This window comes from Pseudonocardia parietis, from assembly GCF_017876315.1.
Classification (GTDB): domain Bacteria; phylum Actinomycetota; class Actinomycetes; order Mycobacteriales; family Pseudonocardiaceae; genus Pseudonocardia; species Pseudonocardia parietis.
Genome location: NZ_JAGINU010000001.1, coordinates 1543652 through 1557866, shown reverse-complemented (window position 1 = coordinate 1557866; position 14215 = coordinate 1543652). Strand labels below are relative to the sequence as shown.

Annotated in this window: 16 protein-coding genes; 3 read left to right on the top strand and 13 right to left on the bottom strand. The window is 70.6% G+C overall.

Annotation, left to right across the window (positions count from 1 at the left end; genetic code table 11):
* Positions 1 to 34: 34 nt before the first annotated feature.
* The gene (infA, locus tag JOF36_RS07490) at positions 35 to 256 is read right to left on the bottom strand and encodes a translation initiation factor IF-1 (RefSeq protein WP_010228514.1); all 222 of its coding nucleotides are present in this window, start codon (positions 254 to 256) and stop codon (positions 35 to 37) included.
* Positions 257 to 508: 252 nt separating this feature from the next.
* Between infA and JOF36_RS07485 the strand changes: the two genes are divergently transcribed.
* A complete protein-coding gene (locus JOF36_RS07485; RefSeq protein WP_307862258.1) occupies positions 509 to 1834 on the top strand; it encodes an MFS transporter in 1326 nt (441 codons plus the stop codon).
* Here JOF36_RS07485 and JOF36_RS07480 read toward each other — a convergent pair.
* Entirely contained in the window at positions 1824 to 2780 is a 957-nt protein-coding gene (locus JOF36_RS07480; protein WP_307862257.1) for an Lrp/AsnC family transcriptional regulator, read from the bottom strand. The genes JOF36_RS07485 and JOF36_RS07480 overlap by 11 nt on opposite strands.
* A 228-nt stretch (positions 2781 to 3008) precedes the next feature.
* Between JOF36_RS07480 and JOF36_RS07475 the strand changes: the two genes are divergently transcribed.
* A complete protein-coding gene (locus JOF36_RS07475) occupies positions 3009 to 4529 on the top strand; it encodes a peptide MFS transporter (RefSeq protein ID WP_307862256.1) in 1521 nt (506 codons plus the stop codon).
* On the top strand, positions 4526 to 5740 hold the full coding sequence (locus tag JOF36_RS07470; protein WP_210025663.1) for a metal-dependent hydrolase family protein: 1215 nt from the start codon (positions 4526 to 4528) through the stop codon (positions 5738 to 5740). The genes JOF36_RS07475 and JOF36_RS07470 overlap by 4 nt, the downstream gene beginning before the upstream one ends.
* Positions 5741 to 5777: 37 nt before the next feature.
* On the opposite strand, the gene JOF36_RS07465 is transcribed toward JOF36_RS07470, so the two are convergent.
* The 11 genes from JOF36_RS07465 to rplF form a co-directional block, all read right to left on the bottom strand.
* Positions 5778 to 7157 (bottom strand): NAD(P)(+) transhydrogenase (Re/Si-specific) subunit beta, encoded by a 1380-nt coding sequence (locus JOF36_RS07465; RefSeq protein ID WP_210035237.1) that lies wholly within the window; start codon positions 7155 to 7157, stop codon positions 5778 to 5780.
* Positions 7158 to 7192: 35 nt separating this feature from the next.
* Positions 7193 to 7519: an NAD(P) transhydrogenase subunit alpha part 2 gene (locus JOF36_RS07460; protein WP_210025662.1), complete on the bottom strand. Its 327-nt coding sequence runs from the start codon at positions 7517 to 7519 to the stop codon at positions 7193 to 7195.
* The gene (locus tag JOF36_RS07455; protein ID WP_210025661.1) at positions 7519 to 8637 is read right to left on the bottom strand and encodes a Re/Si-specific NAD(P)(+) transhydrogenase subunit alpha; all 1119 of its coding nucleotides are present in this window, start codon (positions 8635 to 8637) and stop codon (positions 7519 to 7521) included. Before JOF36_RS07455 ends, JOF36_RS07460 begins: the two co-directional genes overlap by 1 nt.
* Before the next feature lie 100 nt (positions 8638 to 8737).
* A complete protein-coding gene (gene map, locus JOF36_RS07450) occupies positions 8738 to 9583 on the bottom strand; it encodes a type I methionyl aminopeptidase (protein ID WP_210025660.1) in 846 nt (281 codons plus the stop codon).
* Positions 9584 to 9625: 42 nt separating this feature from the next.
* Positions 9626 to 10180, bottom strand: a complete 555-nt coding sequence (locus JOF36_RS07445; protein WP_210025659.1) for an adenylate kinase — start codon at positions 10178 to 10180, stop codon at positions 9626 to 9628.
* A 127-nt stretch (positions 10181 to 10307) separates the two neighbouring features.
* Positions 10308 to 11618: a preprotein translocase subunit SecY gene (secY, locus tag JOF36_RS07440; protein WP_210025658.1), complete on the bottom strand. Its 1311-nt coding sequence runs from the start codon at positions 11616 to 11618 to the stop codon at positions 10308 to 10310.
* Between the two features lie 314 nt (positions 11619 to 11932).
* Entirely contained in the window at positions 11933 to 12394 is a 462-nt protein-coding gene (gene rplO / locus JOF36_RS07435) for a 50S ribosomal protein L15 (protein ID WP_210025657.1), read from the bottom strand.
* The gene (rpmD, locus tag JOF36_RS07430) at positions 12391 to 12576 is read right to left on the bottom strand and encodes a 50S ribosomal protein L30 (protein WP_210025656.1); all 186 of its coding nucleotides are present in this window, start codon (positions 12574 to 12576) and stop codon (positions 12391 to 12393) included. Before rpmD ends, rplO begins: the two co-directional genes overlap by 4 nt.
* Positions 12577 to 12581: 5 nt before the next feature.
* Positions 12582 to 13214: a 30S ribosomal protein S5 gene (gene rpsE, locus JOF36_RS07425; RefSeq protein ID WP_210025655.1), complete on the bottom strand. Its 633-nt coding sequence runs from the start codon at positions 13212 to 13214 to the stop codon at positions 12582 to 12584.
* Positions 13215 to 13257: 43 nt separating this feature from the next.
* Positions 13258 to 13626 carry a 50S ribosomal protein L18 gene (gene rplR / locus JOF36_RS07420; protein ID WP_210035234.1) on the bottom strand — a complete coding sequence of 123 codons (369 nt, stop codon included), beginning with the start codon at positions 13624 to 13626 and terminating at the stop codon, positions 13258 to 13260.
* Between the two features lie 44 nt (positions 13627 to 13670).
* Positions 13671 to 14210: a 50S ribosomal protein L6 gene (gene rplF, locus JOF36_RS07415; RefSeq protein ID WP_210025654.1), complete on the bottom strand. Its 540-nt coding sequence runs from the start codon at positions 14208 to 14210 to the stop codon at positions 13671 to 13673.
* Positions 14211 to 14215: the final 5 nt, after the last annotated feature.

Genomic DNA, 14215 nt, shown 5'->3' with positions numbered 1-14215 from the left:
TGTCCGTTGATCTTCTGGGTCGTGCGACCGACAGTCACTTGTAGCGGTAGACGATGCGGCCGCGGCTCAGGTCGTAGGGCGACAGCTCGACGACCACCCGGTCCTCCGGGAGGATTCGGATGTAGTGCTGGCGCATCTTCCCGCTGATGTGCGCGAGAACCCGGTGGCCGTTCTCCAGCTCCACCCGGAACATCGCGTTCGGCAGGGGTTCGACGACCCGGCCCTCGACCTCGATCGCCCCGTCCTTCTTGGCCATGTCCTCCGCTATCCGTGACAGGTATCGGTTGCTCCGCCCCACCCGCCGGACGGCCGGGGGGCGGCACGGTGCGCACGGACGGGCTCGGGACCTGAGTGTGTGAAACACGACGGAACCGGCGCCACAGGGCGCACCGGCGTTCCAGTGTACGGAGGTCATCCGAGGTGGATGTACGCGGGGGTGGCGGACGTGATAAACGGCGACCGGCGGCCCGGTTGCACGGCGCACCCACCGAGGTGGTCGCATGAGGCGGTGACGGAGTCCGCCCGCGAGACCGACGGTACCGAAGACGCCATCCCCGGGGCCGGCGGTTCCCGGTTGCCGCGCGCGTTGCGCCCGTTCCGCCACCGCGACTACCGGTTGCTGGCCGCGTCCATGGGGTCGTCGCTGTTCGCGTCGGGCGTGTGGCTGCTGGCGATCGTCTGGCAGGTGATCGGTCTCGGCGGTGGACCGCCGGCCCTCTCCCTGGTGACGGCGTCGGCCAGCGCGGGCCTGCTCGTCAGCGTCCTGATCGGCGGGGTCGCCGCGGACCGGCTGCCGCGCCGCGCGGTGCTGCGCGCGGTGGAGGTCGTGCGGATCGTCGCCGCCGGTACCGCCACCGCGCTCGCACTGAGCGGGCAGCTGACGATCCAGTACCTCGCGATGATCGCGTTCGTGATCGGCGCGGCGGAGGCGTTCTACTTCCCGGCCTACTCGGCACTGCTGCCCACACTGGTCCCCTCCGGCGAGCTGCTCGCCGCGAACGGGGTCGAGCAGACGCTGCGGCCGGTGATGATGCAGGCGGTGGGGCCGGGGCTGGCCGGGCTGGTGGTCGGGGCGTTCGTACCCGGCGCCGGGCTGGCGCTCGCGACGGCCGGCTACGCGCTCGCGCTCGTCCCGCTGCTGTTCCTGCGGGTCCCGCCACCGCTCGGCGCGGGCGACCCGGGCGCTCCCGGTGGCACGGACGGCCGGCGGTCGGTCCTGCACGACCTGCGCGAGGGCTTCGGCTACCTGGTCCGGACCGGCTGGCTGTTCGCCAGCCTGGCGTTCGCGATGCTCTACGTGCTGCTGATCATCGGACCGATCGAGGTGCTGCTGCCGTTCGCGGTGCGGGACCGGGCGGGCTCCGGCCCGGCCGGGTTCGCCGCCGTCCTCGCCGCCTACGGCATCGGCGGGGCGCTCGGGTCGATCGCGGTCGCCTCCCTCAGACTCCCCCGCCGCTACCTGTCGACCATGCTGTTGCTCTGGGGCGCCGGCGCCCTGCCGCTGATGATCCTGGGGCTGACCACCCGGGTCTGGGTGATGGCGGTCGCGTCGTTCCTGGTCGGCGCGACCGGCGCCGGTGCGATGGTCATCTGGGGCACGTTGCTGCAGCGCAGGGTGCCCGCCCACCTGCTCGGCCGGGTCTCCAGCCTGGACTTCTTCGTCTCGCTCGCACTGATGCCGGTCTCCATGGCGCTCGCCGGGCCGGTCGGCGAGGCCATCGGCATCCCCACGACGTTCGTCGTCGCGGGTGCGCTGCCGGTGGTGCTCGCGCTCGCCGCGATCGCGCTGTGGCGCCTGCCCCGCGACGAGATCGCCCACCCGCTCACGACGTGACCGGCAGCGGCCCGTCCCCCACGGTCACGCCGGTGATCGGCCGGGCCAGGTCGTGCTCCTCCTTGACCGCACGCAGGTGCGTCCACGCCTCCACGGTGCGGACGCCGGACTCGGCCCGCAGCCGTTCCAGCGTGTCGAACGCCTCGGCGGGCGATCCCGCCCGGATCGTCCCGATGCCGTTGCACCAGCCCATCCCGGTGGCGAAGCAGTCCACCTCGTCGAGCTCGACGACCTTCTGCGCGACCGGCTCCACCGCCCCGTGCACGGTGAGCGCGAAACCCACCGTGTGGGTGCGGCCGACCGGATGCAGCCGGACCAGCGCGCCCACGTGCACCGCGCCGGCGTCCAGCAGTCGCAGCACCCGGGCCCGGGTGGCCCCCGACGACAGTCCGCTCACCCCGGCCAGGTCGGCGAACGAGGCGCGACCGTCGACCCGCAGCCGTTCCAGCAGCGCCCGGTCCGGGCCGTCCAGCCCGAGCCCGTCCAGCGGACCGGGGCTCTGCAGCGGACCCGGCGGGAAGTACGGGTCCTTCCAGATCTGCCGATAGGTCATCACCTGCACGCTGCGCGTTCCCGGTACCGCCTGGATCCGCGCGAGCCCACGGGCGTAGGCGTCCATGTCGGCACTGCGCAGCTCCGCGGTCAGTGCGAACCGGCCGGCCGTGGTCGTCACGAACGACGTCTCCTCCAGCGCGGCCACCGCCTGGGCGACCGGCCCTGCCGGACCGTCGGTCTCCACGATGACGTGCCCGAGCTGGTGCATGCCCAGCACCGCCGGATGGATCGCCCCGACCACCCGCAGTCCCGCCTCGTCGAGCAGCCGCCGCACCCTGGCCTGCGTGCTGGAACGGGACAGCCCGACCAGCCGGGCCAACGACTCGTACGACGAGCGCCCGTCCCGCTGCAACGCGCCGACCAGCCGTTCGTCCACCTCGTCCAGTTCCACCGGCGCCCTTCCGACCTCTTCGGCGCCGCCACGGTAACGCAGACCGGACAGCTCTCGAGGAGGCATCAATTCATCTGAAATCAGACTCCGAAACAGAGATTACGCCGCCATACGACGAAGATCGCCGACGAATCATCTCTTGTTGAGCGTCGGATCCGGCTGTACCGTCCGCTCCCATCAGGGGAGCGGTCAACGGCGGCCGCACCGACGGTCGCCCGGAGGTGGCACGTGGTTCTGCACAGCACACCGCCCTCATCGTCGGGCGGGGGCCCCGACCGCACGTTCTTCGGGCATCCGCGGGCCCTCGGCGGTCTGTTCTTCACCGAGGCCTGGGAACGCTTCTCGTACTACGGCATGCGCGCGCTGCTGCTGTACTACATGTACGACGAGGTCTCGAACGGCGGACTGGGGATCCCGGCGGACACCGCGAAGTCGGTGGTCGCCGCCTACGGCTCGGCCATCTTCATGGCCGCGATCCTCGGCGGCTGGATCAGTGACCGGATCCTGGGCGACCGCCGCGCGACGCTCTACGGCGGCGTGCTGATCATGTGCGGACACATCTGCCTGGCCCTGCCCGCCGGCGCCACCGCGTTGTTCGCCTCGATGGTCCTCATCGCGGTCGGGACCGGGCTGCTCAAGCCGACCATCTCCTCGTCGGTCGGCGACCTCTACGAGCGCGACGACCCGCGCCGGGACGCCGGATTCAGCATCTACTACATGGGCATCAGCGTCGGGGCGGTGGCGGCGCCGCTGATCGTGGGCACCCTCGGTCAGCGCTACGACTACCACCTCGGGTTCAGCCTCGCCGCGATCGGGATGGCGCTGGGACTGGTCGTGTTCCTGCGCACCGGCCGGCACCTGAGCAGCGCGAGCAACCGCCCGAAGAACCCGCTCGTGCTGCGGGAGGTCCCGCGGGGCCGCCTCGTCGCAGGCGGCGCCGCGGCCGTGCTCGTCGTGGTCGCCGTGGCCGCGGCCGTCGGCACCGGGACGCTCGGTGTCGACGGCGTCGTGAACGCGATCAGCGTGCTGGCGATCGCGCTGCCGGTCGCCTACTTCACGGTGATGCTGCGCAGTCCGCGCACCACCGCCGCCGAGCGGGCCCGGCTGCGGGGCTACATCCCGCTGTTCGCCGCTGCCGTCGTGTTCTGGGTGATCCAGGAGCAGGGCGCGACCGTCATCGCCCAGTACGCACAGGAGAACACCGACCTGGACGCGTTCGGTTTCGCCATCGCGCCGACCTGGTTCCAGTCCGTCGGCTCGTTCGTGCTGATCGTGCTCACGCCGCTGTTCGCGCTGCTGTGGCTGCGGCTCGACCGGGGGGCGCGTCCGCCGTCCACCGCGGCCAAGTTCAGCGTCGCGCTGGCCGTGGCCGGCTGCTCGTTCCTGCTGCTCGTCATCCCTGGGCTGACCGGAGCCCCGGCCAACCCGATGTGGCTGGTCGGCAGCCTCGCCCTGGTCACGGTCGGCGAGATGTGCCTGTCCCCGATCGGCCTGGCCGCGACCACGCGCCTGGCCCCGGCCGCGTTCGCCACCCAGACGATGGGGCTCTGGCTGGCCTCCGGAGCGGCCGGGCAGGGCATCGGCGCGCAGCTGGTCAAGTTCTACGACCCGGGCGCGACGGCCGTCTACTTCGGCGCCGTGGGCGGCGCCGCGATCGTGCTGGCCGCCGTCCTGTTCGCCTGCATTCCACTGATCCGCCGCCGGACCGCCGTGCCGGCAGGCGCCCCGAGCCACGAAGGAGTCTCATGACGCGCACCGTGTTCCGCAACGGGACGTTGTTCGACGCGCGCGCCCGCACCGCCGACCGCGCCGACGTCGCCGTGCAGGACGGGTGGATCGTCGACGTCGGGTCCGGCCTGGACGGCGACGTCGAGGTCGACTGCACCGGCCGCGGAGTGCTGCCCGGCCTGATCGACTGCCACGTGCACCTGACGATGACCGGGACCGACCTGTTCCGGGCCGCGCAGGAGCCGTTCTCGCTGCAGTTCTACGAGGGCGCCCGGAACATGGCACTCACCCTCGCCGCCGGTGTCACCACCGTGCGCGACGCCGCGGGCGCCGATCTGGGCATGCGGGTGGCCCAGGAGCGTGGCCTGATCCCCGGGCCGCGGATGCAGGTGTCGCTCAACATGATCAGCCAGACCGGTGGGCACGGCGACCCGTGGTGGCCGTCGACCTGCGTACTGGATCTGCTGCCGCCGCACCCCGGCCGCCCGCCGGTGATCGTGGACGGGCCGGACGAGGTCCGCCGCAAGATCCGCGAGCTGGTCCGCGCGGGCGCGGACGTGATCAAGGTGGCCACCAGCGGTGGCATCGTGTCCGGTGGAGCCGGGCCCCGGGTGGCGCACTTCCGCGACGACGAGATCGCCACGATGGTCGCCGAGGCGGACGCCGCCGGCCTGTTCGTGATGGCGCACGCCAGCGCGGACGGCGCCAAGGCCGCCGTCCGCAACGGCGTGCGCTCCATCGAGCACGGCCACGACCTCGACGACGAGACACTGGCCATGATGGCCGAGCGCGGCACCTGGCTGGTGCCCACCCTGAGCTCGTTGCTGGGCCTGCACGAGGCACTCGACGCCGGAGTGCTGCCCGACGAGGTCGCCGCGAAGATCAAGCCGGGTGCGGACGACACGGTGCGGCGAGCCGTCGCGGCGGGTGTCCCGATCGCGATGGGCACCGACGCGCCCCTCTACCCGCACGGCCGCAACCTCACCGAGCTCGAGCTCATGGTCGACCACGGCCTCACCCCGGGCGATGCCCTGCACGCCGCGACGCTGTCCGCGGCCGACCTGATGGGCCTGGCGGACGAGCTGGGTTCCCTGGAGCCCGGCAAGCGGGCCGATCTGGTGCTCGTCGACGGCGACCCGATGGACGTGCGCGGGCTCGGTGACCGGGTGCGCACGGTCTACCAGGACGGCCGAGCCGTCGCCGGCACGGAGCGTGTCCCGGCCGGTGCGTGACCGGCCGGGACACGCTCGGTGTCTCGGAGCGGGCGTCTCAGAGCGCCTTCAGCTCCTCGGTCACCTGCGCGACCGAGGACTTCGCGTCGCCGAACAACATCGCGGTGTTGTTCTGGAAGAACAACGAGTTGTCGATGCCGGCGAACCCGGAGCCCATCGAGCGCTTCAGCACGATGACGTTCCGGCTCTCGTCCACATTGAGGATCGGCATCCCGTAGATCGCCGAGCCGGGATCGTTGCGGGCCGCGGGGTTGGTGACGTCGTTCGCCCCGATCACCAGCGTCACGTCGGTGCGGGAGAACTCACCGTTGATGTCGTCCATCTCCTTGAGCGCGTCATAGGGGACGTCGGCCTCGGCGAGCAGGACGTTCATGTGACCCGGCATCCGGCCGGCGACCGGATGGATCGCGTACTTGACCTCGACACCCTTGCTCTCCAGCAGCTTGGCCATGTCCTTGACCGCATGCTGGGCCTGGGCCACCGCCATCCCGTAACCGGGGACGACGATCACCTGCGCCGCGTAGGCCATCTGGATCGCGGCGTCCGCCGCCGAGGTCGACCGCACGGTCCGCTCGACGCCGTCGTCGGCCGCCGCGGCCTGGGTCCCGCCGAAGCCGCCGGCGACGATGGCCGGGATGGTCCGGTTCATCGCCACGGCCATCTGGTTGGTCAGGATCGAACCCGACGCACCCACGATCATCCCCGCGACGATCATCGCCGTGTTGTCCAGCGCCAGACCCGCCGCCGCCGCCGACAGCCCGGTCATCGCGTTGAGCAACGAGATGACCACCGGCATGTCCGCACCACCGATCGGCAGCACCACCAGCACGCCGACCACCGCCGCGAGCACCAGCACCGCGATGACCCAGATCTCGCCCGCCCCGCCGAGCCCGGCGACCACCGCCGCGACCACCGCCAGCGCCAGCAACCCCATGTTGATCGGCTGCTGCGCCCGGCCCAGACCGATCGGGCGGCCGGGAAGCATCTCCTGCAGCTTCCCGAACGCGATCAACGACCCCCAGAACGAGATCGACCCGACGATCGCGGCGAACATCGACGCGATCACCACATACAACGCCGTGTCGACGAACCCGTCGGTCGCCCGGAACTCCGCCCACGCGATCAACGCGACCGCGCCACCACCCACACCGTTGAACAACGCCACCATCTGCGGCATCTGCGTCATCTTCACGTTGCGCGCCGCCGGCACACCCAACACCGTGCCGACCACCAGCCCGACGATGATCAGGATCCAGTTCGTCTGCACCAGCAACAACGTCGCGACGACCGCGAGCCCCATCCCGACCGCAGCGATCAGGTTGCCCCGCACCGCCGTACGCGGACCGGTCAGACCCGACAAGCCGTAGATGAACAACCCGAACGCGATGATGTAGAGGATCGGCACGATCACGGCCATCGGGCCGGTCGCCATGGTCTCCGTGGCAGCCAGGTTCACGAGCCGCTCCCGTCCTTCTCCGCAGCGGCCCGACCGGGCGCCTTGCCCTTGAACATGCCCAACATCCGGTCGGTGACCAGGAACCCACCGACCACGTTGATCACACCGAACACGATCGCGACCACCAGGATGATCGCGTCCACGACGCCGACCTCCTCCCGGCCCAGCACGATGATCGCGCCGAGCAGCACGATCCCGTGGATCGCGTTGGTCCCCGACATCAACGGCGTGTGCAGCGTGTTCGGCACCTTCGAGATCACCGCGAAGCCCACGAACCCGGCCAGCACCAGAATGGCGATGTTCGCCAGCAGTCCGGAATCCATCAGGAACCCTCCTCCTCACGCGTCACACACGACGTGGCCAGGACCTCGTCGGAGAAGTCCGGGGACAGCTCGCCGTCGGCGAGCATCAGCTCGAGCAGCGAGGTGACGTTGCGCGCGTACAGCTCGGACGCGTGCTCCGGCATCGTGGCCGGCAGGTTCAACGGCGACACGATCGTCACGTCGTGGCGCACGACCGTCTCGCCCGGTTCGGTCAGCTCACAGTTGCCACCGGCCTCGCCTGCCAGGTCCACGACCACGCTGCCCGGGCGCATGCCCTCGACGGCCGCCGCGCTCACCAGCCGCGGCGCCTCCCGGCCCGGCACCAGCGCGGTGGTGATGACGACGTCGAAGCCGGTGATGGCCTCCTCGAGCGCCTGTTGCTGCTTCGCGCGCTCCTCATCGGTGAGCTCGCGGGCGTAACCGCCTTCGCCTGCGGCCTCGATGCCGAGGTCGAGCCACTGGGCACCCAGCGACCTGACCTGGTCGGCCACCTCGGGCCGGACGTCGTAGCCGGTCGTGCGGGCACCGAGCCGCTTCGCCGTCGCCAGCGCCTGCAACCCGGCCACGCCGACGCCGAGCACCAGCGCCGTCGCCGGCTTCACCGTGCCGGCCGCGGTCGTCAGCATCGGGAAGAAGCGGGTCGAGTGCTCGGCCGCGGCCAGCACCGCCTTATAGCCCGCCACGTTCGCCTGCGACGACAACGCGTCCATGCCCTGCGCGCGGGAGATCCGCGGGATCGACTCCATCGCGAACGCGCGGACGCCGGCAGCGCGCAGCTTCCGCACGGTGTCCGGGTTGGTCAGCGGGGACAGGAAGCCGATCAGCACCTGGCCGTCCCGCAGCCTGCCGATCTGTTCCGCGGTCGGCGGGTTGACCACCGCGACCACGTCCGCGCCCCACGGATCGCCGATCTCTGCACCGGCGGAGGTGTACTCCGCATCCGGGATCAGCGCTCGCTCGCCCGCCCCGGCCTCGACCACGACCTTCGCACCACGCCCGGAGAGCTTGCCGATGACCTTGGGGACCAGCGCCACCCGGCGCTCGCCCTCCCGTGTCTCCTTCGGTACCCCGACCGTGACCGTCTTCTGCGGGTCGTCCCGCCCGGCCTCATCGCCCATGCGGGGAACCTAGACCACGCACGCCACTTTGTGGCCCGCTCACATGAGCTTGATCACGACCGGTTCGTCGGGGATCCCGGCCGGTACCGGCTTCTGTCGTTCAGACTCCTGGACGGTCCGGTGCTCCCGCGGGTGCGGTCAGGAGCCACGGGCCGTCATCGGTGACGGCGACGGTGTGCTCCCAGTGCACGGCGCGACCGCCGGACGCGGTGACGACCGTCCAGCCGTCGTCCAGCTCGACCGCGTCCGGGTCCCCCGCGACGAGCATCGGCTCGACGGCGAGGGCCATCCCGGGGCGCAGTCTCGGCCCGCGGCCGGGCTCGCCGTGGTTCGGCAGGAACGGATCCATGTGCATCGAGGTCCCGATGCCGTGCCCGCCGTAGTCGGCGACGATCCCGTAGTCCGCCCGGTCGGCGGTCGCCGCCGCCCGGCAGGCCTCCTGGATCGCGTACGACACGTCGGTCAGCCTCGCGCCCGGCTGCACCGCGCGGACGCCCGCCTCCATCGCCGCCCGGCAGGCCGCCGACAGCGCGAGATCCGCAGGCGGCACATCACCCACCGCGATGGTGACGGCGGAGTCGCCGTGCCAGCCGTCCAGGATCGCGCCGCAGTCGACCGACAGCAGGTCGCCGTCGGCCAGTACCTGCTCCGGTGACGGGATGCCGTGCACGATCTGCTCGTTCACCGAGGCGCAGATGCTCCCCGGGAACCCGTGGTATCCGAGGAACGAGGGAACGCCGCCGCCGGCGCGGATGGTCCGCTCGGCCAGCGCATCCAGCTCCGCCGTGCTCACCCCCGGCTCGGCGCGCTCGGTGACGGCCGCGAGTGTGGCGGCCACCAGGGCCCCCGCCTCCCGCATGGCTTCCAGCTGGCGCCGGGTCTTGAGCTCGATGTCCCGACCCCGGTACCGGGCGATCGCGCCACGAAGGCCGCCCCGACCGTTCATTCGTTCCCTCGGTTCCTCGCCGTGCCGATCGACCTGGGGCCCTCAGGCGCTGCGGTCCTGCAGCGCCGCGAAGACCCGCTCGGTGATCTCGTCGATCTCACCGACGGCGTCGATCGTGACCAGCTTGTCGCGGTAGTGCTCCAGCAGCGGCGCGGTCTCCTCGCGGTACACGCGCTGCCGGTTGCGGATGGTGTCCTCGTTGTCGTCACTGCGCCCGCGGCCGAGCAGCCGCTGCACGACGACCTCGTCCTCGACGTCGAACTGGACGACGGCGTCGAGCGCCAGCCCCTTCTCGGCCAGGATCTCGCCCAGCGACGCGGCCTGCGCGGTGTTACGCGGGAAGCCGTCCAGGATGAAGCCCTGCGCCGCGTCGGCATCGGTGAGCCGGTCCTTCACCATCCCGACGGTCACCTCGTCGGGAACCAGGTTCCCGGCGTCCATGTACCGCTTGGCCTCGCGACCGAGCTCGGTCTCGTCGCGCAGGTTCGCGCGGAACAGGTCACCCGTCGAGATGTGCGGGACATCCAGACGCTTGGCCATCTGCTCAGCCTGAGTCCCTTTGCCGGCACCGGGCGGTCCTACCAGAACGAGTCGCACGCGAACCCGACCTCCTGAAATCTCGTCTGTTCCGCACCGGCGGCGTCACCGGCACGCGGCGCCTGCCGCCACCGGACCGGGGCCGGGGCCCCGACCGGGGTTCCCACACGGCCACGCTCCGGGGAGCCTAACGCAGGAAACCCTCGTAGTTCCGCTGCATGAGCTGGCTCTCGATCTGCTTCAGCGTGTCGAGGCCCACGGTCACCATGATCAGCACCGCGACGCCGCCGAACGGGAAGTTCTGGTTCTGGCCGGGCCCGGTGATGCCGATGAAGAAGTTCGGGATGACCGAGACGATGCCGAGGTACAGCGATCCCGGCAGCGTGATCCGGCTGAGCACGAAGTTCAGGTACTCGGCGGTCGGCCGGCCGGGACGGATGCCCGGGATGAAGCCGCCGTACTTCTTCATGTCCTCGGCGCGCTCGTCCGGGTTGAACGTGATGCCGACGTAGAAGTACGTGAAGAAGATGATCAGCGCCATGAACAGCAGGATGTGCACCGGATTGGCCTGGTCGACCAGGTAGGTCTGCACGAACTGCTGGAACCAGCCGCCCTCGCTACCGGCGAGCCTGGCGACCAGGTCCGGCAGGTACAGCAACGAGCTACCGAAGATCACCGGGATGACGCCGGCCTGGTTGACCTTCAGCGGCAGGTAGGTCGAGGTGCCGCCGTACATCCGACGGCCCACCATGCGCTTGGCATACTGGACCGGGATCCGGCGCTGGCCGTTCTCGACGAAGACCACGCTCGCGATCATCGCCAGGGCGAAGACGCACAGACCGGCGAAGACCAGACCGCCCGAGTTCTCCAGGATCAACCGGCCCTCGGCCGGGATCCGGTGTGCGATCGAGGCGAAGATCAGCAGCGACATGCCGTTGCCGATGCCGCGCTCGGTCACCTGCTCGCCCAGCCACATGACCAGCGTGGTGCCTGCGACCATCGTGGTGACGAGGACGATCATGGTGAAGATGGAGGAGTCCGGGATGATCGGCAGCGCGCAGCCCTGGAACAGCTGCCCGCGCTCGGCGAGCGCCACGAAGCCCGTCGCCTGCAGGACGGCGATGCCGATCGTCAGGTAGCGGGTGTACTGCGTCAGCTTCGCCTGGCCGGACTGGCCTTCCTTCTTCAGCTGCTCGAACCGCGGGATCACCACCTGCAGCAGCTGCACGATGATGCTCGCGGTGATGTAGGGCATGATGCCCAGTGCGAAGATCGATAGCTGGAGCAGTGCCCCGCCGGAGAACAGATTGATCAGCGAGTAGACGCTCGCGTTCTCCCCGCCCTCGACCTGCCGGACACACTCCTGGATGTTCGGATACGAGACCCCCGGCGAGGGGACGTTCGCCCCGAGCCGGTACACCGCCACGATCGCCAGCGTGAAGAGGATCTTCTTGCGGAGATCCGGTGTGGTCAGGGCCGACCGGACTGCGCTGAGCACTCGGTGATCCTCCTACGACATCGGCGGCCCGACACCGCCTGCACCGGCCCCGGACGGAGCCGGCCGGATGGGGACGCGATCCGCGCCTCCCGGGCCGGGTGGGGACCGACGGGTCGGTTCCCGGCGGGGAGGCAGCGCGTGCCTGTCCCTTTGCTGTGGACGCAAAGCCCGGACGTGACTGTAACAGCGTCCCGGACATGCCTCGGCGCCGCCCACGGGCCCGTCCCGCCGGAGCGGGTGACGGGCGCTGTGGACGGCGCCGGGGATGTCGCTGTGAGGGCTCAGCTATCGCTTCGGCCCTCGACCGCCGGACCTCAGAGCTCGGAGACGGAGCCGCCCGCCGCCGAGATCTTCTCGCGCGCGGACGCGGAGAACTTGTGGGCCTTCACGGTCAGGGTCACTCCGGAGAGCTCGCCCTCACCGAGCACCTTGACGAGCTGGTTCTTGCGAACCGCGCCCGCCTCCACCAGCTCGGCCGGTCCCACCTCGCCGCCCTGCGGGAACAGGGTGGCGAGGTCGCCGATGTTCACGACCTGGTACTCGACCTTGAAGCGGTTCTTGAAGCCCTTGAGCTTCGGCAGCCGCATGTGCAGCGGCATCTGACCGCCCTCGAAGCGCGGGGACACCGTCTTGCGGGCCTTCGTGCCCTTGGTGCCACGGCCGGCGGTCTTGCCCTTCGAGCCCTCGCCACGACCCACACGGGTCTTGGCGGTCTTCGAGCCCGGGGCCGGACGCAGGTCGTGGAGCTTGATGACACCGTTCTCGGTCTCGCTCACGACTGCACCTCCTCCACGGTCACGAGGTGGCGCACCGTGTGGACGTACCCGCGGGTCTGCGCGTCGTCCGGGCGCTCCACCGTCTGCCGGATCTTGCGCAGACCCAGCGAACGCAGCGTGTCACGCTGGTTCTGCTTGGTCCCGATCCGGCTCTTCACCTGGGTGATCCTCAGAGTGGCCATGTCGCTCACACCCTCGCGGCTTCGGCCTCGGCGCGCTGGCGCATCATGCTGGCCGGGGCGACGTCCTCGAGCGGCAGGCCACGGCGGGCCGCGACCTCCTCCGGACGCTGCACCGACTTCAGCGCGGCCACCGTGGCGTGCACGATGTTGATCGCGTTGTCGGAGCCGAGGGACTTGGACAGGATGTCCGAGATCCCGCCGCACTCCAGCACCGCGCGGACCGGACCACCGGCGATGACTCCGGTACCCGGCGAGGCCGGGCGCAGCAGGACGACGCCGGCAGCGGCCTCACCCTGCACCTGGTGCACGATCGTGCCGCCGATGCGCGGGATGCGGAAGAAGCTCTTCTTCGCCTCCTCCACGCCCTTGGCGATCGCGGCCGGCACCTCCTTGGCCTTGCCGTAACCGACGCCCACCAGGCCGTCACCGTCGCCGACGATCATCAGCGCGGTGAAGCTGAACCGGCGGCCGCCCTTGACGACCTTGGACACGCGGTTGATCGTGACCAGCCGCTCGATGTACGGGGTCTTGTCCTGGGCCGCCCCGCCACGGCCACCGTCCCGGCGGTCCCGGCTGTTGCGGTTGTCGTTGCTACCGCCGCCGGGCCCTCCGCCGTCACGCCGCGTACGTCCCGGCATCAGACGATCCCTTCAGTTGCACAGCTATCGTTCGACTGGTCCATCAGAACTCCAGGCCCCCCTCGCGGGCGGCGTCGGCCAGAGCCGCGATCCGCCCGTGATAGGTGAGGCCGCCGCGGTCGAAGACGACCGAGTCGATGCCGGCCTCCTTGGCGCGGGCGGCGATGAGCTCGCCGACCTTCGCCGCCTTGGCCTTCTTGTCACCCTCGAGGCCGCTCACCTCGGTGTCCAGGCTCGACGCGTGGGCCAGCGTGTGCCCGGCCAGGTCGTCGATCAGCTGGACCGTGATGTGCCGCGACGAGCGGTTGACCGCCAGCCGGGGACGCTGCGGCGTACCGGAGATCTTCTTGCGCAGCCGGGCGTGCCGACGGATCCGGGAGTCGCGGCGCTTGCGCGCAACCTGGGACGCCATCCGCCGCCGGGCCGCACCCGACACCGTTTCGTTCGTCTCAGCCATCACTTACCCGTCTTTCCGACCTTGCGGCGGACCTGCTCGCCGGAGTACCGCACGCCCTTGCCCTTGTACGGGTCGGGGCGGCGCAGCTTCCGGATGTTGGCGGCGGTCTCGCCGACCAGCTGCTTGTCGATGCCGGAGACCGAGAACCGGGTCGGCGACTCGACGGTGAAGGAGATCCCGTCGGCCGGCTCGATGACGACCGGGTGCGAGTAGCCCAGGGCGAACTCCAGGTTCTGGCCCTTGAGCACGACCCGGTAACCCACGCCGTGGATCTCCAGCTTCTTCTCGTAGCCGGCGCTCACGCCGACCACGATGTTGTTCACGAGCGTGCGGGACAGGCCGTGGTAGGCCCGGACCTCGCGCTCCTCGTTCGGGCGGTTTACCAGCACCGCACCGTCGTCGTCGCGCTCGATCGTGATCGGCTCGATGACGGTGTGCGACAGGGTGCCCTTGGGGCCCTTGGCGGTAACCGTGCGGCCGTCAATGGTGATCTCCACGCCCGACGGGACGGTGACGGGCAGCTTTCCGATGCGTGACATCGTTC